Source organism: Bradyrhizobium sp. KZN70725, from assembly GCF_055264925.1.
Map to the genome: position 1 here is coordinate 67,941 of NZ_JBUYWT010000035.1, position 20,937 is coordinate 88,877.

The 20,937-nt window shown below is 57.6% G+C and carries 14 protein-coding genes and 1 riboswitch; of the genes, 8 read left to right on the forward strand and 6 right to left on the reverse strand.

Going from position 1 to position 20,937, the window contains the following annotated elements; genetic code table 11:
- Window positions 1-7: 7 nt before the first annotated feature.
- Window positions 8-697: a response regulator gene (locus tag ACZBJS_RS28065; RefSeq protein WP_163152289.1), complete on the reverse strand. Its 690-nt coding sequence runs from the start codon at window positions 695-697 to the stop codon at window positions 8-10.
- Between the two features lie 126 nt (window positions 698-823).
- Here ACZBJS_RS28065 and ACZBJS_RS28070 point away from each other — a divergent pair, with 126 nt between their 5' ends.
- Window positions 824-1,057 carry a hypothetical protein gene (locus ACZBJS_RS28070; protein WP_463439570.1) on the forward strand — a complete coding sequence of 78 codons (234 nt, stop codon included), beginning with the start codon at window positions 824-826 and terminating at the stop codon, window positions 1,055-1,057.
- A gap of 1,922 nt (window positions 1,058-2,979) precedes the next feature.
- Here the strand turns inward: ACZBJS_RS28070 and ACZBJS_RS28075 are convergent.
- Entirely contained in the window at window positions 2,980-3,387 is a 408-nt protein-coding gene (locus ACZBJS_RS28075) for a hypothetical protein (RefSeq protein WP_463439571.1), read from the reverse strand.
- Window positions 3,388-4,077: 690 nt separating this feature from the next.
- Between ACZBJS_RS28075 and ACZBJS_RS28080 the strand changes: the two genes are divergently transcribed.
- Window positions 4,078-4,518 carry a VirK family protein gene (locus ACZBJS_RS28080; RefSeq protein ID WP_463439572.1) on the forward strand — a complete coding sequence of 147 codons (441 nt, stop codon included), beginning with the start codon at window positions 4,078-4,080 and terminating at the stop codon, window positions 4,516-4,518.
- 1,658 nt (window positions 4,519-6,176) lie between these two features.
- On the forward strand, window positions 6,177-6,917 hold the full coding sequence (locus ACZBJS_RS28085) for a hypothetical protein (protein WP_463439573.1): 741 nt from the start codon (window positions 6,177-6,179) through the stop codon (window positions 6,915-6,917).
- Window positions 6,918-6,978: 61 nt separating this feature from the next.
- Here ACZBJS_RS28085 and ACZBJS_RS28090 read toward each other — a convergent pair whose 3' ends face one another.
- Both ACZBJS_RS28090 and ACZBJS_RS28095 read right to left on the reverse strand, forming a co-directional pair.
- Window positions 6,979-7,218, reverse strand: coding sequence for a Pycsar system effector family protein (locus tag ACZBJS_RS28090; protein ID WP_463439574.1), 240 nt, complete (start codon window positions 7,216-7,218; stop codon window positions 6,979-6,981).
- Between the two features lie 37 nt (window positions 7,219-7,255).
- Window positions 7,256-8,374, reverse strand: coding sequence for a Fic family protein (locus ACZBJS_RS28095; RefSeq protein WP_463439575.1), 1,119 nt, complete (start codon window positions 8,372-8,374; stop codon window positions 7,256-7,258).
- Between the two features lie 355 nt (window positions 8,375-8,729).
- Between ACZBJS_RS28095 and ACZBJS_RS28100 the strand changes: the two genes are divergently transcribed.
- Complete coding sequence (locus ACZBJS_RS28100) at window positions 8,730-8,906, forward strand: hypothetical protein (protein WP_463439576.1); 177 nt, start codon at window positions 8,730-8,732, stop codon at window positions 8,904-8,906.
- A 139-nt stretch (window positions 8,907-9,045) separates the two neighbouring features.
- On the opposite strand, the gene ACZBJS_RS28105 is transcribed toward ACZBJS_RS28100, so the two are convergent.
- Complete coding sequence (locus ACZBJS_RS28105) at window positions 9,046-11,358, reverse strand: hypothetical protein (protein ID WP_463439577.1); 2,313 nt, start codon at window positions 11,356-11,358, stop codon at window positions 9,046-9,048.
- A gap of 956 nt (window positions 11,359-12,314) precedes the next feature.
- On the reverse strand, window positions 12,315-13,196 hold the full coding sequence (locus ACZBJS_RS28110) for a radical SAM/SPASM domain-containing protein (protein WP_456783833.1): 882 nt from the start codon (window positions 13,194-13,196) through the stop codon (window positions 12,315-12,317).
- A 1,371-nt stretch (window positions 13,197-14,567) separates the two neighbouring features.
- Window positions 14,568-14,783, forward strand: a riboswitch (cobalamin riboswitch).
- 96 nt (window positions 14,784-14,879) lie between these two features.
- Between ACZBJS_RS28110 and ACZBJS_RS28115 the strand changes: the two genes are divergently transcribed.
- The 4 genes from ACZBJS_RS28115 to ACZBJS_RS28130 all read left to right on the forward strand — a co-directional run bounded on the left by ACZBJS_RS28115 (window position 14,880) and on the right by ACZBJS_RS28130 (window position 20,344).
- On the forward strand, window positions 14,880-16,817 hold the full coding sequence (locus tag ACZBJS_RS28115) for a ribonucleoside-diphosphate reductase subunit alpha (RefSeq protein ID WP_463439589.1): 1,938 nt from the start codon (window positions 14,880-14,882) through the stop codon (window positions 16,815-16,817).
- Window positions 16,808-17,881, forward strand: coding sequence for a ribonucleotide-diphosphate reductase subunit beta (locus ACZBJS_RS28120; protein ID WP_463439578.1), 1,074 nt, complete (start codon window positions 16,808-16,810; stop codon window positions 17,879-17,881). Before ACZBJS_RS28115 ends, ACZBJS_RS28120 begins: the two co-directional genes overlap by 10 nt.
- A 586-nt stretch (window positions 17,882-18,467) precedes the next feature.
- A complete protein-coding gene (locus ACZBJS_RS28125; RefSeq protein WP_463439579.1) occupies window positions 18,468-19,706 on the forward strand; it encodes a cytochrome P450 in 1,239 nt (412 codons plus the stop codon).
- 296 nt (window positions 19,707-20,002) lie between these two features.
- Complete coding sequence (locus ACZBJS_RS28130; RefSeq protein WP_463439580.1) at window positions 20,003-20,344, forward strand: hypothetical protein; 342 nt, start codon at window positions 20,003-20,005, stop codon at window positions 20,342-20,344.
- Window positions 20,345-20,937 lie beyond the last annotated feature (593 nt).

Consider the following 20,937-nt stretch of genomic DNA (forward strand, 5'->3'; position numbering starts at 1 on the left):
TAGATTGCTAGGCAGCCGATGCTGCGCCGACGAGTTCAAGGGTGTAGCCGACCCCGCGCGCGGTCTTGATCCTGAGCGTCGCACCGGCCTGGTTCAAATGCGCGCGTAAGCGATAGATCCCGACTTCCAGCGCATTGGTCGAGACCTCGTCGTCAAACGCATACAAGCTATCTTCCAGCGATGTGCGCGGCACGGTGCGGCCGGCGCGGTTGAGCAGATGTTCGAGAATGCAGACTTCGCGTCGCGCAATTCTCAGTATCCGGCCGCCAACCGAGACTTGCCTTGCGATCGGGTCGAAATGCAGATTGCCGAATGTCACCACCGGCGCCGTCATTTGCGTTGACCGTCGCAGAATGGCTCGCATGCGGGCGATGAGTTCGTCGATAGACACGGGCTTGGGCAGGAAATCATCCGCACCTGCATTGAAAGTTGCAATTCGGCGGCTGAGATCATTGAGACTACTCATCATCATCGCCGGCATTGATCGTCCCTCGCGCCGCAACTGCTTCAGCCAATCCAGTCCGTCTCCGTCGGGCAAGACAGATTCGAGCAGGACCATGTGGTAGTTCGCGCATTCCAGCGCGGCCGACGCCTCATCCAGTGTGCGCGTCACATCAACGGCGAAGCCGCAATTCAAGAGCGCTTCCTTCACGGCGCGGCCAAAGTCCGCATGATGATCAACCAGGAGAATTCGCATTCATTGCCTCTCGTCCATCCTCGGCAGGACTTGAGCGTGTCACGGTTGACCATGAGGCTCGGTGGATCCGAGAGGCGACCGCTTTGACGTGAATTCGAAAAGTCGGAGATGCCAGGGTTGAGCATAGTGACAGGCGATCAATGTCTGCCGGTCTACCGTTATCGGATAGGCGACCTGCCGCGCATCGCGTCCGCCGGCGACACCGTTCAAAAGATCCTGTATGTCGGCAACAGCTCTGCGATTTCCAACAAGGTTGAAAGCCTTGGCAGCGCGCTGATGCATCTGTGGGCCGAGACCGCCTGCGGGAACGATTGCGCCAAACCGCACGAGCGAAACGAAATCGCAGGCGAGAGCGGCTGAATTGGCCGAACAGACTAGCGAAGCTGACATTTGGAAACTCCCCCAATTCGTCTTAATCCGCGGTCAGTTCCTGCTAGGCGTTGAGCCCGTAGTGTCGTCAAGCCACGACAATGCAAGTGTTCCCGCGCTTTTAAGACGGTTCACGCGATCTGCATCTAGCCGATTGCTGGAAAGGCCGAGACGCATGACAAAAGATCAATACGTCTATCGGCCTGATAGACATCCTCTCGCTGGTCGGTGATTGCCACGCGAGATGCCAAGCGTCCCGAAGTTCGGACGCGCCGAAGTTCTCCCACGCCGCCGCGGCGCGAATGCTGCGAACGAAGAACGGATCGAGTCCGGTGTTGCCATCGCGCATCGCCTGAAGTGCTTACGTAGGCACCGTGTCGTCACACAGGATGAACGGCGAATGAATGATTTGATCTCCAACTCGGTGCGTGACCGGCATGAGCAAAATTGCGACTGCCCCCGTTCTTCTCGCTCGCTGGGTCCTGCCCTGGCTACGCGTGGGGCGCTTCGTCCTCTGCTGTGCGCAGAGGCGATGCACGATGTGCGCTCCGAAGAGAAGCCATCGAGTAGCTTAACGAGGCGGAGCCACCGAGCATTGAGTTTTTGAGACGATCGCATTTCTTGCTGCCTGTCGGGAAGAGTTCACGCGAGCAGATTCTGTCGCGAGACTGTCGGAAATCCTACAATCTGACGCTAGGTGAGATTCAAGTGCCTTCGATGCTTGTGGCGGTGCCATCAAACTCGAAAGTCTTGTGAGCTAATGGTGACACAGTTTGGACTGGACCATCGACCTTCGCGTGGCGGTCTGTCTCGCGCTGTCCAGGTCGTGACCGTTTCGCCGTCCGATCAAGCTTGGCGTCAGAGCCATGGATGTGCACGAAGAGTCAGTCGTTCGTGCCAGGCTTTGAGCAAAGCCAGGGCGTCACGATCGGACGATCTACGGATCCGCCACATGCGTGGCAATTTTGCGGGAAGACCGGGGCGGGTATGCGTTCACGTGACGGTCATGGGCTAACAGCCGAGATGCGGACGAGCGATCGCGAACCAATTTGACCATTAAGAGATTGAGAAGAGAAGCGATTGCCAGACGTCATTTTTGAATGCTGCCTCCATAGATCGCGGTCGACTATGAGACGTTTAGCCGTCCCCAGCAAAATCGATTGTTTTGATGGAACGCATCCAGGTGACGGATCGGACCGGCTGCAACAGTACGCTTGCCGGAGACGAGTGAATAGCTGATGCGATCGCGGCCAAAGTGTTGATCGCCCATTCAATGTCAGGTCGAGCTAGCTAAAAGGGCGATGCTTCGCGTTCAGCGGCTTACCTCATCACGCCTCCGGCCACGCGTGATGTCCACTAACAAATAGATGCCGTGCGATGTCAGAACGCAGCCAAGATACCAGGATGCCCGAACGGCCGGCTCCTCCCGACCGTCGAAATGCGACTTTCCCTCTCGGAATCCTCAACCGCCTGTTGCGCATTGCGTAGAGGGCTGCCCCGTTCGATCGGCGAGTTGATCAGACATCGGTCACGCCATGCCCTATGCTCAAATTGTAACGCGTGAGATGTGTCGTGCTCCAGGTCTACCTTGAGGCGGTTGTCTCGGCGCATGAACCCAAACGAACCTACCAAATGGCGCGGTCGACAGATTATCTATTCATTACTCCCGCGCTTGTAGGGATTGGCTTCGCTTGCGGTTCGGTAACTCTCCAAATTGCCGCCCAGGAACAGGCGCTCAGTCTCTCGGGTTGGAGTTCTGCCGAGTGAGCACATCAAATCGACGTCGCCGTCGACGTTTTCCGGATCTTCGGCATTCATTCCAAGACCGATGCTGCCAGCACGTCGTCAGGCGTCCAGACCGCCGACTTCGGTACCGTGTAGGTGTGCAGCGCGTCCGCATGGTTGGCGATCGCTCATGCCCAAGGGTCGCGCGAAGCGGCGAGTTTTTCCGGATCCTCGACCAACGATACGAAGGCAGATGTCGTTGTCTGGCCGCGCATATGCCAGCCAGCTTGGCGCGCCCGTTCCAGAGGATAGCGCTCTAGCGGGTATCCAACGGAAGAGTGATCCCGAGCCGTGTTACGGACATGCGATATTGCCACTGACGAGACTGAATCCGACCTTGGCAAAACCGAATCCTGGTCATTGAGGTTCAGGTCATACAGCTGCTGCTCAAAGCTTGCTTGATTTTCGGAACTGTGTGCGGGTGCGCTGGTCTGGACGCTAAGCTCGTCTGATTGCCTGTCGATCCGGCTCGGCTGCTGCAGCACGTCGTGAACCTCGCATGGAGTGTCGGCGGCCTTCCGGGGATCAACATTCATTTGTGTCTCCATTCGAGTCCCGGCTATTGGCGCAGACTATTGCAGGCGCAGCTTTCGAGAAGCTGACGGACCAGGAAGCAAGCCATTTGCCTTGACCTTTGAGGGAGCCGGACGGATTTGGTCAGTGAGGCGATCGTCAGCCAGAAGGAAGGCACGCAAAACCAGGGATCACAAGTCGGCGCTGTCTTGTGCTCTCTGTCGTTGCTGTTTCGAATGGGCCGAGATCGGGTCCCTTGACTGAGCTTGTTCGGACTGCCGCGCCAGGTTCGCTCCACCACCTCATTGCGGGCACGCCGTCTGGGGCAGCAGTCCTTGCCCGGGTATCACATGGACAAGCTGGCGGATGCGAGGCCGACGTGTTCTTTTCAAGTCGTTTGCTCACACAGATGTAAGAACGGCATCCTCTCGGCCGTCGGACCTGCAATGGACGAGCGCGACCGGTCACCGTTTTTTGGTTTCCAAGCTGCCGACGCTCGATCAAATCGTCTAGTCGATTTCGCACGGGGGCGAGCCGCTTTAGCAAACCTGACCTACGAGGTTGTGACGTCGGAATAGCCGTCACAACCTCTTGCGTCTAGTTGCGGCAAATTGTCTTTGTCGCAGGCGCGCTTGATGTCTCGAATCCGCCAATCGGCTGACACGACGTCTTGCAACGTACGATCTGTGGTACTTATCGAGGGAGAAGAGCGTATGAAGTGTACTGGCAAAGGACTGGCCATCGTATTGTCCTTGCTTTCGACCGTAGGCGTGAGCACGATGGCGAGAGCCGATGAGCCTTCGCCGAAATACACCGAGGTGCTCCATGCCCTGCAGACCGGCAAGAATGTGAAGCTCGTACTGGACATGAGCCGCTGTACAGCCGCGGAGGGTGGCAAGGCTGCGTCGGCAACTCAGGCTGGTCTGGTCATCAATGCCTTCAGGGTGACCACCCAGAACGGCATTAGCTTCGCCAATGCCCACCAAACGGTGGACAGCTCCGGACATGCCGTGACCGAGTACATCCGCCATAGCCTCAGCCGCGAAGGCAGGCTCACGGTGCGGGCCTCGAAGCTTGTCGTCGGGACCACCGAACTCGTGAACCAGGGCGAATTCATCTGCGAACTGCCGGATGGCGCTAAGTTCATCTGGTAAACGAAGAGAACAGCGCAGGGGGACGCGCTTTTCGATCGTGAGACGGCCAGATTGTTTCTGGCCGTCTTTTCCTGAGCTGCATCGAGTGCACGAACTTGCTGTCTTAAGGTACCGTATGACGGCCATCGATCCTCATTGAACCTCAGTTGTCGGAAGATCGGCGGTTCCGGCTATCCTCATATTGTTCGGAGACGGGCCTGTCATTTGAACATTCCAGACGGGCCTTTCCAAAGTACGTCCGCACCCTGATCCGCGATCCGGTGAGGACTATTTTCAACCCGATCAAACTGCTGGCCCGCGATGATGACGCTTACTCCTCAGCCGCCCCACAATGCGCTCGTATCATGCATCCCGCGTCTTTTTGGTCCTTTCATCTGAGAGTTTCGTGCTTCCAAATGTAGTCACAGTGATTGAACCATCCCGCTTAAGATCGTGCCGCGACTACCGCGGTGCGTTTGTACGCCTTAAGCTTTCGTTTGAACGCAATTCTTGATTTTTCAGTTTTCCTTTTGGGGTAACGATTCAGCGCAGACTTCCACGCTGAATCGTCATGCCAAGCCCACTGAGACCGGGGGCGCACGCAGGGACGACGTTGCCGAGGGGATCACTCAGCCTGCACAAGCGCAGCGCGGAAGCTGGGGAGATGGCCGCGGCGGGCACAGAGCCCTTGTGGGCGCCGGGGCGGAGCCGCGCGCGAGGGGCGTGAAGCCGGGATGGGAGGCTCGGCGCGCGTAGCGCGTAGAGCCCAGTCGGCGAAGCCGACGCGCCAACTCGATAGATTACTTATTCGATTGAGGCAACCACAACACGGCGCCGATCGACCTCCTCAAAAGTTGAGAGCCAGTCATCCCCGTTTTGGCGATGGAAGAAAGTAAAGAAGTGACCTTCCTCGGAAAGGAATGATCTGTTTGTTAGAGTCGGTCTCCGCACGCGATACGCTCATTAAGATGTCCAAAATTCGACGAATGAAAATTGTCCTAACTGGGTGTCAGTGCATCTCTCTCGTATGCACGTACCGGCGACGTTAGACTGCCGTCGTTGTCGGAAGATTTTGAAGACGCCTGAGATAGAAAGCACAATCACAAATGGCCAGGCTGCTAATGAGATGATTGGAACGCAGGTTGTGTGTCAAAGAGTGACCGCAACCTGCTTGGAGCAGGAATTTTGTACGAACCGGACGGACTAAACTAACCATGAGGGATCCCAGCGTTGTTGCAGGGGTGCCGATAAAGCGCCAATAGCGAAACAGAAGGGCCTTTTGATCCACCAGCGACGTCGCTCGCGTGGTTGCGGAGACGGCAAAGATGAGCCCGCTGCCGACAAGGTCCACTGCTAGGATCGAGACCTTAGTATGTCGGGAAGCAGACAAACCCAACACAAACGTCATCCAGACTGTCGACTATTGCTTGGCACAAAGAATGCATACCCCTAGCCATGCCTAGGGGCTTTCCGGGCATGGCTACTTCGCAAGTTGCGGCCGTGGCTGGCCACTGAAGTTAGCGGCGCGTGACATAAGGCAGACGGCGTCTGCTCGGCCGATACCGACGGACGTTCTGTCACGTCGCCGCTAACTTTCAACGGCGTGAATAGCGGGTTTGTAGTGCGCTTAGAGCAGAATGAACGGGACGCGCTGGAGAGGGCGCGAAAGACCTCGGAAAATGAACGCAGAGAACAACTTCGCGGCCCGGCTCCTTGACGCCGGCCGCCTAGCAGCAATCGCGCGTACATGCGGCCTGAAGGCGGATGTTTCATACTACGTCGACGAGGCGCTCAAGGAGCTTTGGCGGACCAGATCACCGGAAGAAGCAAAAGCGATCGCAGAGCGTTGGGTCTTATGGGACGCAAAGGGGAAGCCTTGGCCGCGCATGCCCCCACTGGAAAACGTCGTCCCGTTCAAACGGACCGGCGCGGCCGAGATGCCGAGGACGCCCTTGCAGGCAATCCGCGAATGGTTCGAAAAACAAGATGAAGACGTGCGATGTGAAATCGCCGGCATGGCGGCGCTTTTGATTTTCGAAGGTGGCAATCTTCTCGACTTCAGCAACAAGGAATGGTGCGACCATTTGCGCCGATGGCTCAGTGAGACGGGATTACCAAACCATAAGGTCATCGGCCGTGCTCTGACGTTTCGCACCTGTTTCGAGTATTTCTCGGAGAGCAGGTTCACCGAAGCGGCGTGGATGCGATCCAAAGAGACCGCCGTGAAAATCCTTGCAGATGCTAGCCTTGACCCAACCTCCGAAGCTGCGAGTCTCGCACCTATTGCCCAAAAAGTGTTGGAGACCTTGCCCGCGCGAAAATGCCGCTGGATCGAAGTAGGCAAGTCCTGGAGCAAACTCGTCGATACCAGACTGGCACCCCGGGCCCTCAGGGTTTGGAGCGCCTCGCATATGGAATAAGAAGGCAGCGCCTGAATGTGTGCTCGGCGCGGCGCCCCAATACAGCAAGCTGACGGAGTCGTCATCCGTCTCGAAAAAGCTGAGCCAACACCTGCGGGACAAACGACAGAATACAAACCAGACCGCCCACAGCGAAGAGAAGAAGCGCTGCGCAGAATGCGACGTTGTAACCAAGTGGCAAGCTGGCCTGGCTCGTTAGCAGGTTGATCGTACCGATGATCCAAGCCGAGGAGAACGTAAGAAGGGCGGCATTCTTGGTTTCGGCGAACTTGACGAAATCGATGGTTCGGACAAGTCGCATGGAGAGAGTCTTCTCAAAGGCTCTTCTTGATCGTCCTTCATGAGCTTTCTACCCTCGGCTCGATCAAAGAATAGCTGGTACTTCTGCCGCCTGCTGCGTCTTTCTTCAGGATGCCGAGTGCAACGAGTTCATGAATATCTCTCGAAGCCGTCGCTTGGGAAATCTTTGTCAACGTCGCCCACTTGGATGAACTCATTTTTCCATGGAAGCCATCCAGAAGCCGGTTGAGAACGGCCCGCTGACGCTCATTGAGTTGCTTTCCCGCATGTTCGTCCCAGAAAGTAGCCTTCCGCAGAACGCTGGCGAGGACCCCCGCAGCCCCGTCAAAGGCACGGTCCAAGCAATCTAGGAACCACTTAATCCACTCGGTGATATTCAGGTCGCCTTTTTGGGTTCTTTCGAGAACCGCATAGTAATCGTTCCTTTCGCGACGGATCTGGGCCGACATACTGTAGAAGCGGTGCGTGCTGTTCTCGGAACGCGCCAGCATTAGATCGGCGATGGCTCGCGCGATGCGTCCATTTCCATCCTCGAAAGGGTGTATGGTTACAAACCATAGATGGGCAATTGCGGCTTTGAGAACGAGGTCCATGTCAGCCCGGCTGTTAAACCAGGCCAGAAAGGCGCGCATTTCATTTTCGAGCCGTGCGGCGGCGGGAGCCTCGTAATGCACGTGCTCTCGCCCTATGGGTCCAGACATGACTTGCATGGGCCCGGACTTCTCGGTGCGCCAGGCACCGACCACGATCTTGGTCATGCCGCTTCGTCCGGTGGGGAAGAGCGCCGCATGCCAAGCGTAGAGGCGTTCGGCTGACAACTCATCGGCATATTTTTCTGCGGCATCGAGCATCATTTCGACGATGCCTTCGACATTCCGGTCAGCCGGTGTAAGCGCACCAATGTCCACGCCCAATCGGCGAGCAATTGACGAGCGCACTTGGTTGCGGTCGAGGACTTCGCCTTCGATCTCACTGGACTTCACGACTTCTTCGGTGAGGCTTTGAAGTGTTGCTTCTGCTTTGAGTAGGAAGCCTAGGCGCTCCATGCGGCCTATGAGGCGCCCCTGCTTGTGGCGGACTGCGGCGAGCCGATTAGCAATGCTTTGAACGTTCCAGTTGAAATTGGGCCAGCCGGGAGTGTTGTGAATATACGGCATAATCTCTGCATCCTATGAAGAGATTATGTGGGTATTGTCGTCGTCCGCAAGATTCTCGTCAAAAAATGATAAGAATAATCTAGATAAGTGCTGGTCGCGCCCGGCGGCCCAGATCTCGGTGGACATTTGCTAGGCCAGGGCTCCCGTAAGTTCCTGATACGTTCTATAAAGCCGGCTTAAACCTAGTGGATTGTTCCCGTTTGGGGCTGGCGGAACTTCCTGGGACGCACCATTTGCGGTTGCATCCGATTTTATTACCGAAAAGGCGCTCGGCGCTGGACAGGAGCTTTAGAGGCAGGCCGCAATTTGGAATAAGGATCGAGCGACAAAGCGCACTGGCGCCAAGATCGACGCGTTGCCGCTCAAGGATATCGAAATCAAGGAGTATGTCCGGGACACCAAACTTGCCAACCTGTCGACGAACATCGCCTACCGCGTGGACGGCGTCCATCTCTATGCCGACATTCTCAATATGAAGGACGTGTTGGCCGTCACCGACGTTGAAGGCGAAGCCGTCCAGCGGCGTCTTTGAAGGTCTTCTCCGCGCTCGCGGAGACAAGTTTGCCGAGCTCTCCTCTGATGCGCTTGCGGTTTTAAGTTCTCTAAAAGCAAACGCTTCGATGTGATTTCGCGGCCTGAGTAGCCGTACAAGGTGCCAACGAGCACCTCACTCAGTCAAATTGCGGCCGATGAAACAGAAGAATGCGGCCTCCGGGTAAGCTTTCGGCCGTGTAGGGCTGACCGTGGATCAAAAAACAGGTCATGGGGACGCCCTGGCTCGGCAGAAGGCCCAGGTCTTGGAGCATGTCGATCACGAAAGGCGAAGCCTCTCGGGGGCCGTGCCTCCAGTCTGGGCCGAACAACTCTCCGAGTTCAGGCATTTGCGGGGCCGGCTGATGGCTCCATGCCGAAGCCGCAGACGGCAGTGGAAGGTTTGGCTCCAGTGTCGAAGGGGCGTCCTTTCGTAATTCGAGCGTGGCGGGTGGATTAAACCCGGATACAGGGCCGCCATAGGTATGCGGGGGAGCCGTCGGCGTCGCAAGCGCAGCTTCACCCCGCAAAGCGAACCTAGGGTGGTGGATAAGTTGAACGTCGTTGGGCCCTTTCGGTCCCAACACAGCCGTGTAGCGTTCACCGGTAATCTCATAGTTCATCACCGGATACTCCGCATCAGGCAAGAAGTCCCAATTACCCAACTTAGAAAGCATCGTGTCGGGAGCCGGCTGGGTGCGATGGGAAAAGTCCTTCGGCACGGCGAATGAAACATCAAACGTGTCGCCGACGGCGAGAGAGCGCAGATGAATAAGCTGAATATCATTGTGCCCTCCGGGTCCTAACACGGCCGCATAGGGCTCACCGTGAATGTCGTACGTCTTCACCGGCTGCGTCGCGTCCGGTAACAGACCCCAACGGCCCAATTTGGAGCGCATCATATCCGGCGCGGGCTGGTTGCCGTGGAAGAAGTCACCTGGAACGACCAAAGAAGCGTCAAAGTTTTCGCTGACTGGAAGTGGCGTTGTGGCCGGGGCGGCACCGCCTTGGTCCATCATGCGTGCGAAGTATTGTTCAGAGGCAAGGTTCAGCAATCGCGAGTTCGGCTGTGAGGTTGCAGCATCGAGAAACTCTTCTCGGCCGGCACTTTCAATGGGCAGGTTGGCAGTAGAGTCCAGTTCCGGAACAACAAGATCGTCCGCGACCACGAAGCCCTCCAAAGCCGCGGCTTCGAAAAACTCCTCCTGGGCTGCGCTTTGCACGGGCGAAGGGACGACCGGATTCACCCGCGATGCCAGTTCCGGTGCATCGAAGGTCATCCCTGGCAGCAAATCATCTCGATCAATGCCATTAAAAAGCTCCGCCTGGTCGGCACTTTGCAGGTCCGAACGGGAGGCTGAGCTCATCGTTCGCCAAAGCGCCGATTGATCGTAAGGCGCGGCTGCCAGCAGGCTCTCGCGAACCGTAGCATCGAAAAGCTCTTCCTGAGCAAAACTCTGTACGGACGAGAAAGCGGGGGCGCGCATTCCCTGCCAAAGTAATGGTGCATCGAAGCCGGAGACCGCACGCTCTCCGCTCCGCGCCGCGTTGTCGAAAAGCACATCCTGTGCGACACTTTGTAGGGGAGAATGAGCGGCCAAATCCATTTCACCCCAAACCTGCGGAGCATTGAGATTGCCAGCCAGCAATACGCCCTGATCCGCAGCATTCTCCAAAAGCTGGTTCTCGACAGTCAGCATGGACGAACGCGCGGCCGGCTGAGTTGGCGGATGCGAGCCACCTCCTTGTCCTTCCAAATTGTCCTGCCCGATGACCGCGCGATAGTCGCGAAGTCTGTTCAAAGCGTGGCGGAGTTTCTTGTCTTTCGGGAACAAAGTATCGGCGTGACCGCGCAACGTGTCGACACTGAGCCTGGCAATGGACAGGGGGCGGAGAGCTGACGCCAACTTCCGGAGGCAGCTTGCGTAATTTCCGGCCGTTTTCGTGTCGATCCCTCGACCGAAGCCTGCCTCGGCGGCCTTCCTAATGAGGCGTTCGTCTTCGTTCGATGGACGGTAGTGTGTCGTGATCCGAAGGGTGGCGCCAGGCTTGCGGTAGCGGCTGACAATCAACAATGCTGGGGCGATAATCTTATCGTTTGGCAGCAGCTTCTTGGCGCAATCGAGCAGCGTATCATCATCGAGGGCCGCTATTGATTTGCCATCCTTCTTCAGCGCCTCAGCCAACTTGCGAAGGCGGCGATCGTAAATGCTGATGGTTGTCGGCCCGGGCGGTGGTCCTCGCTCGAGGGCCGCACCAGACGCTGCCTGGATCAGGCGATCGTCTTCCTGAGTGACATCGTAAAGCTGACTGTGAGCATATATAGGCCCCAGCTGTTGTACATCTGCCAGCTGCTGCTCAAAGTGGGCTTGTTGCGGTTGCCGTTGTTCCACGGTTGTCTCGGACGCAGCGGGACGATTATCGGCAGGGTTGATATTGTCAAATTGGTTCATGGTCGCGTCTCCGCTTGCATCGGTCTCGGCGCCTCGGTACTAGCGGTGGCTGTCCAAAACCTGACGTGGCCCCCAAGCAAGACAGAGAATGATAGCGAACAAGGGCGGCACCCAAGGCGATGCTGTGTGTTCGCGTCGCGAAAAGGAGAGCGCAGGATGACAAATCCTTCAACTGAGGTTCGAACTGAAATGCGATGCGAGGACCTCGGTCCAACGCTCAGCTCGCGATCGCGACGATCCCAGGCCTGTCATCGTGATGATCGGTCTGCCATTGGCCGAGTTTTCGATTGATGAGAGGAGAGCGTATCGCCCCTTCTGCTGGATAGTTCCTCTCCTCATGAGAACGGCAGTCGGCCAAAACTGTTTGCGTTATGAGCATCTAATTGAGCGGAAGATCAGCGCAGATGTCGCAGTTGATTCTGCGGCAGCTCTCACGATGTGCAGGTGATGACCTTCCGGGCGAACGAGTTTGTCGGATGCCCACATCGCAGGGTTTGTGGGAGCTGATGGTACCGGCGCCGCCGTGTGCGGGTTTTCTTGGGACGATCCGCAAGTCGATGTCGTTGTGATCGATCGTGGATGGAATGTTCTGTAGCTGTTCACCTTGCTGAATTGCAAGCGCAACGTTGGTCGCGTCAAGGCGGGCATGTGGGGCAGGCCCGTTACGCTCTCTTGTACTCTCGAAACTTCCATTGGAGAGCGGCTCGTTGAATTACTGAAGACGGCAAGGGCTTTTGGATCAATCGAGAGGCACGAGATCAACCGCGAGGCCGAATCGTTCGTCATCCTGCCGGAAAAGCATCTACCACTTCCAGTCGCACCAGTTGAACATAGGCGATCCTCGGGGCTCTCTTACGGGCAGGCCCCGGCTCGTGCATTTCGCCGAAGCGCGCTCTGATCCGCCTTCTGGCGCTAGTCCAGCTGGTGCGGCGAGCTTCCATTGGTATGGCCATTCCTCACAGCGCGCGGGCAGGGGCCCTACAGCATTCCGGCTCCGGTTTGGCAAATTCACACGTCCTGCAAAGCAGAAAGCCATCCGTACCGTTCATGCGGTCGGCGATTTCGCTAAATATCCGGCCTTCGAACAGATCTTCGTACTCGTCGCGCAAAAGATTCCCAAGGACATGACGCCGCTCAAAATCCATGCAGCACAAAGTAACATCGCCGTTTGGAAGAAGGACATTCCGATGTTGCTGTTTCCCATTGCATGTCAGAGTGCCGGCGATCGGCTGCCGCGGGGTGATCATTTTCGGATCTATATGTCCTCGCCTGCTACTCAGCGGCCGCAAGCGTTGCAGCTTTTTGGCGGGGATTACATCGGCTAGATCAGGATGGATTTTACCCAGGATCACAAATTGAATCGAGGGAATGTTTGCCTCAATCAGTCGGCGCATGACATTGATGTAGTTTTTTCCGACGAGGCGGCTGTTCATATAAGTGCCGTCGTCGGGAACGTGCACGACGAAAGTCTTGAACCGGAGCATTTGCAGGCGTCGAACGTCAGTCCCGTTCATTCCAACAAGGGTCGTGAAGATCCGGACGTCGTGGCCGCGTGCGTAAGCATGCTCAACCATCGTGCTGCAATGCGGATGCAACCAGGGCTCCGAATATCCGGAAAAACTAATGCCAGTAGCTGTCGGTACGCGTGAGAGACATTGCTTGAAATCCTGAACACCCAGATGCTTGGCTTGGGATACGGGCCTTTGGCGATCTGCAAACTTGTCCTGGGAGCAATAAGAACATCTGACGATGCAGCCGGTGGTCGTGGTTATCTCCAATACCCGATGGCCGGGCTCAACCACACGCAACTCTTGTAAGACCCTAGGGTATGCCGTCATGTATCTGGTCCTTTCAGGTGCCGGAGCAGGCAATTGCCGCAGATCGAGCGCAGCTAACGCGGCGTCGCGCCTTGCCTGAAACGATCGCAACCGGAGTTTGGACGTTGGGCGAGATGCCTTGAATGAAGCCCGTGCCTTGCCACGCTGGTTTCGACAACAGGGTACAGGAGGACCAGTCCGGCGCTCCTCTCTCTGGGTGTCGATTGCCGCCTACCACCATGTCTGCGCCTAGCATCCTCCTTTCCTCCAGAAACACGTCAGCTCGACAGCTCTTGATGTTGTCGAGGAGAGCCGCAAATCGGGCTCCGGGGGGGCTCGATCCTGAGGACCACATCATCTCCGTGTCGCCGGACCGAGCAGTCAATCGCCGACATGGGACCGCCCAGAGGCGACATACGTTGTTCCGATCGCGTCCGAAATGCCAAGCTTGTTTGCCAAACAGTCGTGGCTTGCGCCGAATCCTGCAACATGACGTCGGGTACGATTCAAGCGCGTCGGGCGTGATCCAGCACGGCCCTGGAGGCTTTCGCGTGTTGCGAAGAGTGCTCTGGGTCGCGATGAGAGGCGCGACGATCCGGAAATCCTGATGGACGCGGCCGAGTAGGACCAACCTGACTTCTTTGGGCACCGAACAGTAGGCGAAGCCTTTATCGGCAGATCGCGAGAATGGGCCAGACAATTGGTCCGCTACAAACATGCACCGGGCGCGTGCCGAATTGATCAGAAGGGCGGCGACCTAGATGCGCCGCGACCAAATCGATCTGCTATGCGCGCCGAACAGCAGCTATACTGGCTAGAAAGATATTGACCAGGCGATCTCGGTGGGACGCGCCGCCGCGGACCTGCTCCTTCATTGTGAGACAAGGCTTGCGCCGACGGTAAATTCACGAAGGGAGCCGGTTTCGTCGCGCTTACAGCGGCTTAGCCGCTGCGAGCTCGATGAGCTTTCGTGTTCTTCAAGGCCCTCAGCCGTTCGAGCAGCGAGATCGCACGGGGAGCGTCGTGCGTCGAGGAGCTGACTGCGTCGGCTACGTGCATGATAGCTTTCCAGCGCCTTAGACACGATTTCATCTGGATCGTTGACGCTGATAGCTTCGAAGATCTTGAGCTGAAGATCCGCTCATACTCATCGGAACGGAAAAAACGGTCTCAGAGCCTTTGGTAGGGTCTACGTTCCAGATCAGCATAGACTGATGAATGGTCGGCTGGATTTCTGGATTGATTTGCCTGAACAGCCACAGGTGGACGTGTATGGATAGCGGAACATACCGGTGCTCGGCGTCGGCCGCTCCATTCATTGACTTCGCGGTGTCCTCTTCTGAAGCTTGATGTACCCCAAACGAGACTTGACGAATCTCGGCAAGTGACGCCTAGATGTAGATCTGTCATGGTTCTTCCATCCTTTATCTTGTAGGACAGGAAGCTAAGAGGGAACCCGGTGCGCCGAACGGCTACTCCGGGGCTGCCCCCGCAACTGTAAGCGGTGAGCGGTTGTCATCATGGGCCACTGGCGCAGAAACGCGCCGGGAAGGTCGACAGCCGCAGCGACCCGCAAGCCAGGAGACCTGCCGCGACAGAACAAACGTCCTCGGGCGGGGTGCCCCGGTGGAGCGCTTGCACTGAGGGACGTTTGTCTCCTGCAAGTCGTCCGTGGCCCCGGCTCCAAACATCGCGGGGTTGCCGATGTCGCCGTCTTTTGATTTCGATCAGCAGGGTCATCTCGTTACACCATCCAGTGTGCGGGCAGCGCAAGCACAGGCAGCGCTTGCCCCGCTTCAGCGGTCTGTTGCGCCGCCTCCATCGCTGGCTCCGCTGCCGCGTCCCCTCGCGCCAGCTCCAAAGCCGTCTGACCTTGCCCTTGATCGATCGCGCGACAGCCTCCTGACATCGTTCGGCAAGCTGACATTGACCGACCGTTATCTGCTCGCCGGCGAAGGCGTCCAGGACATTTTTGCGCGGGTATCGTGCGCGTTTGCGGACGATGTTGCACATGCTCAGCGTCTATATGATGCAATGTCTCGACTGTGGTTCATGCCGGCGACGCCGGTGCTCTCGAATGGCGGCAGCTTGCGTGGTCTACCCATTTCATGCTTCCTCAATTCGGTCTCGGATTCGCTCGAAGGTATTGTCGGCGCCTGGAACGAGAACGTCTGGCTTGCCTCCAACGGCGGCGGCATCGGTACCTACTGGGGGAATGTTCGCTCGATCGGCGAGAAGGTTAAGGGCGGTGTCACCTCGGGCATCATCCCGTTTATCCACGTCATGGACGGCCTGACGCTGGCGATCAGTCAAGGCTCGTTGCGGCGCGGCTCGGCGGCAGTCTATCTCGATGTCCAACATCCCGAGATAGAGGAGTTCCTTGAGATCCGGAAGGCGTCCGGCGACTTCAATCGTAAGAGCCTCAACCTGCATCACGGCATCAACGTTACTGACGAATTTATGCATGCCGTGCGAGCCGGGACAGCGTTCGCGCTTCGCAGTCCAAAGACCAGCGAAATGGTTCGCGAGATCGATGCTCGCCAGCTGTGGCAACGTATCCTCGAGAACCGGCTGCAGACCGGCGAGCCTTATCTCTTGTTCATCGACACCGTGAACCGCGCCCTTCCCAAGCACCAGCGCGACCTCGGCCTCAAGGTCTCGACCTCCAATTTGTGCAGCGAAATTACCCTGCCGACCGGCATCGATCATCGCGACGAGGAGCGCACCGCGGTGTGCTGTCTCTCATCGCTCAATCTCGAGACATGGGACCGGTGGAGCGAGGAGCCGGGCTTCATCGAAGACATCATGCGTTTCCTTGACAACGTGCTCACCCACTTCATCACGGTGGCGCCGGAGGGCATGAGGCGTGCCCGCTATGCTGCCCTACGCGAGCGCTCCGTCGGCCTAGGCGTCATGGGCTTGCACTCGTTCCTTCAGGCCAAGGGCATTCCGATGGAGAGCGCTCTGGCCAAGTCGTTCAATCTGAACATGTTCCGGAAAATCCGGCGGGATGCCGACGCGGCGTCGGTGACGCTCGCTCGCGAGCGCGGCCCTTGCCCGGATGCGCTGGAACGCGGCGTGATGGCGCGATTTAGCCATAAGATCGCAATTGCGCCGACCGCCTCGATCAGCATTATCTGCGGCGGCGCGAGCGCTTGCATCGAGCCAGTCCCGGCCAACATTTACACCCATAAGACATTGTCTGGCGCCATCTCGGTGCGCAATCCGCATCTCGCCAGGGTACTCACGGCCAAAGGCGCCAACACCCCGGCGATATGGCAGTCGATCATAGCGCACGAGGGATCGGTCGCTCATCTCGACATCCTCTCGGAGCACGAGAAAGCGATCTTTCGCACCGCTTTCGAGATTGACCAGCGCTGGATCATCGAGCTCGCCGCCGACCGCGCGCCGTTCATCTGCCAGAGCCAATCGATCAACCTCTATCTGGCGGCCGACGTCGATAAGTGGGATCTCCATATGCTGCATTGGACGGCATGGGAGCGCGGATTGAAAAGCCTCTATTACTGCCGTTCGAAGTCGATCTCGCGCGCAGCGTTCGCCGGCAAAATCAGCGGCCGTGACGAGGCGGAACGACCGCAGCCGCAGCGCACCGACTATGAGGAGTGCCTTGCATGTCAGTGATTGACCTCTCGGCTGTCGATCCGCGCACGTTGATCGGCAAGGGACGGGTCGGCCTCCTGGACTCGACCGGAAGCTATGACGTTGATCGCTATGGCTGGGCTTACGAGTTCTGGAAACGTCAGCAGCAGACCCATTGGATGGGCGAGGAGGTTCCGCTCGGCTCCGACCTCAAGGATTGGGCGTCGGATCGTGTCACTGCCAACGAGCGCGCGCTGCTCACCCAGATATTCCGCTTCTTCACTCAATCGGACATCGAGGTCGGTGACAATTATCTCAAGCGCTACATCCCGATTTTCCAGCCGCTCACCGTGCAGATGATGATGGCTGCCTTCACCAATATGGAGACCGTCCATATTGACGCCTATGCGCTGTTGCTCAAGACGCTTGGCATGCCCAAGGCCGAGTTCGAGGCATTCCGCGGCTATGCGCAGATGCGCGCCAAGGCTGACTACATGCACGAATTCGGCGTCCATACTGTGGCCGACGTCGCTCGCACCCTGGCGATGTTCGGCGCCTTTACTGAAGGCATGGCTCTGTTCGCGAGCTTTGCCATGCTGCTTAACTTTCCGCGGCACAACAAGATGAACGGCATGGGACAAATCGTAAGCTGGTCAGTTCGCGACGAGAGTCTCCACTGCGAGGGCATCATCAAGCTATTTCACGAATGGCACCGCGAAACTGGCGCGGTGACGAGCTCCGTTCGCGACGACATCATCGACGTCGCCAGGACCATGGTGAAGCTGGAGGAAAACTTCGTTGATCTCGCCTTTGGTCTCGGCGAGATCGACGGCATGCGCCCTGAGCAGATCCATGCCTATGTCCGCTATGTCGCCGATTGGCGGCTGACCCAGCTCGGGATTGCCCCGGTCTTCGATTTTTTTGAGGCTGGTCAGAGCGGGTTTACCCAGCTCAAGCCGCATCCATTGCCCTGGCTGGTCGAGATCCTCAATGGGGTCGAGCACGCCAACTTCTTCGAGCAGCGCGCTACGGAGTACTCCAAGGCAGCGAGCCGCGGCAGCTGGGACGGCGAAGAGGGAGTATGGGCTACTTTCGGCCGTATCTAGCACGAACGCAACAACGCTTTTGCGCTTCGATTCTGGTGCACCTAGGACTTTTCGCGAAAGTCCGCTGGAGACCGCGCAGCAAGGCCACATCGCGTGACATCGATCTGGTCCGCTCGAAATGATTATCGCAGACCCGTGACAGCAAAGCCGCTGGATCTGGCGCCACTCACCATCAGTCGCTCAGGTCCTTATGCTTGTGGAGGATCGGCCGTCATGGCGTCGACAGAGCAGGCAGTCGATAGTGAACCTGCGCACTCGGCCGGCGTTCAAACGCGTATGCGTTGCGAGTTTGACAAGCTTAGCCTCGCGGCATGCGGGTGGCGGAGCTGCGTTCTGAGCTTGCGCCCCTTTACAGCGCAGCCCTGGCGCCGAACCATGGGATGATGGCTCTCGGCCAGCCACAAGCAGATCGATATGGAAAGTCAATGCGGTTCTGACTGCCGGAAATGGTAGGAGAGGCCGCCTCGCGCTTTGAGATACTCTGTTGGAGCGAGGACATGCTCGCAACCAACACACCAGGGCGGTCGGGGATAGCGACTATGCGGACCCGTGTGCTCTCGAATGAGCAAAATCTGCGGAGCCCATCATGAAAGCGAGATCGGCACGTAGAGCCGATGGGGCGTCGAGTATCCCGCTGAGCAAGCTGGATGTAAGCGAAGCCAAGCGCTTTCAGGATGACAGCATATGGGGGTACTTCGAGCGGCTGCGAAGGGAGGATCCCGTTCACTACTGCCAAGACAGCCGCTATGGCCCCTATTGGTCCGTCACGAAGTACCGCGATATTGTCGCGGTGGATACAAACCATAAGGCATTCTCATCAGAGCAGGGTGTCACGATCGTCGACGTGCCTGACGAGCACTGGACCCCGAGCTTCATCAAGATGGGCCCTCCAAAACACGCACGGCAGCGCAACACCGTAAGTCCGATAGTTGCACCGGACAACCTGACGAAGCTTGAAAGTCTGATCCGCTCGAGGGTCAGGGTGATTCTGGACGGCTTGCCGCGCAATGATCCGTTCAATTGGGTGAATATGGTCTCGATCGAGCTGACGACGCAGATGCTCGCCACGCTTTTCGACTTTCCCTTCGAAGACCGTCGGCTCCTGACCTATTGGTCAGATGTAGCTGTCACACCTCCGAGAGCCGGCCATGCCATCGACAGCTGGGAAAAGCGAAGGACAATCCTGTCCGGATGTCTTGAGTATTTCACACGACTTTGGAACGAGCGCATTAATGCCGAGCCGCGCCTGGACCTGATTTCCCTGATGGCACATTCGCCCGACACGCGCCATATGGAGCCGGATGAGTTTCTCGGCAATCTGATCCTGCTGATCGTCGGAGGCAACGACACCACCCGCAACTCGGTGACCGGCGGCGTCCTGTTCATGAATCAGTACCCCGGCGAGCTGCGAAAACTGCGCGACAATCCGCGGCTGGTGTCGGGCGCCGTGTCCGAGATTATTCGATACCAGACACCGATCGCCCATATGCGCCGCACCGCCACGGCAGATTGCATTCTGGGTGGAAAGCAGATCAGCAAGGGCGACAAGGTCATTATGTGGTACATCTCTGGCAACCGGGATGAAGAAGTCATCGAGAATGGCGACAGCTTTGTGATCGACCGCAAGAATGTGCGGCAGCATCTGTCGTTCGGATTTGGTATCCATCGGTGCGTTGGTCGGCATCTTGCGCAATTGCAGTTGAATATCCTCTGGGAGGAAATATTGCGTGCAGGGCTCGACGTCATGGTTGTCGGCGAGCCCGAGCGAATCGCGTCAAACTTCGTTCACGGCTATTCCGCGCTGCCCGTGCAGATTGTAGCCTAGTCCCTGATCGCGTCGGTGGCAGCCGGCACGCGGTGCGGTTGGGTTTGTCTTGAGCCGCTTTCGTTGCCGCAGGTAGCGAAAGCGGTTTGATCGGCGCCAAACAATCGCTGCATGTCGGGATCCGGTCGGTAACCGGGCAGGCGTTGTGGAGCCCGCGTAAGGAGCGACAGGTGTAGCGGGCCCGGGCTGCCTTGCAGGCGCCTGACAAGCGAAAAGGGCAAGGCCAAGGGCGCCTCAAAGCCCCATCTTCCGGCCACCTTGGATAGCTGCAACCGTAAAGGTCGATGAGCTTGATATTGAAGGTTGTAGCCGTGGCAGCGATTTTCCTTGGAGAAGCGATTTCGATCATCGCCGAGTTGATTGCCTCAAGGCGGTTTGGAAAATCCGGCGGGGATGTGACAATGCTCCTGCCGATGTTTCTGCTGATATCTTTCGGTGGCATCCTTCTCGTTTTCGGATACGCGCTGGGCTACATGCATCTGAAGAATATCTGGATCATTGTCGCAATATCAGTGGGAGCTATTCTGGTGGTGGAACCGATACTCACCCTTCTCCTCTTTGGAGACATTCCGACAACCGGTTCGCTGATCGGGCTAATGCTCGGTGCGCTTGGTACGCTCGCTGCCATATTTCTATGAGGGTGATCTGACTGAGCCTGGATGGGTGCCGGCTTCGGCGAGATGTAGTTTGAAAAGGACCTGCGCAACTTCGGTTCTGCTCGCTTCGGACGGGGAAAAATCTTGTTGCTGATCGGCTTTCTAAGTTCCATCAGGACATGCTCGAACTTGGTGCGCGGCCGCCGGCTTCGTAAACTCTTCGCTCGAAGTCTCCTTGCCGGATCGTGAGACGCGTGCGGCGGCCGTAAGTCTTGATCGATCTACGCTGGCCAATTTCCGCCCGACCACAATTCGCTGTTCAGGAGCGAGCGTTGCCTGGTGCTCTCCAGCATTTGGATGGCTTCGTCCAGTTGGCGTGAACACACCACTGGCCTCGAGGCAAGATGACCACGATCGCCTCGCGGCCGGTATTGCCGCATTCGACAAAGCAGATCACGACCAGGACAGGTTAGTCCGCCGTCACGTGCTTCAGCTGATTATCCCGCAACTCACGCGGTCATGCCTGCGGATTCCGATTTATTCCGGCCGGGTATTCCGATTTGAAGCCGGCCACCGTTCCGAAATGAAGCCGGCCACCGTTCCGAAATAAAACCGGCCGGCATTCCGATCTGAAG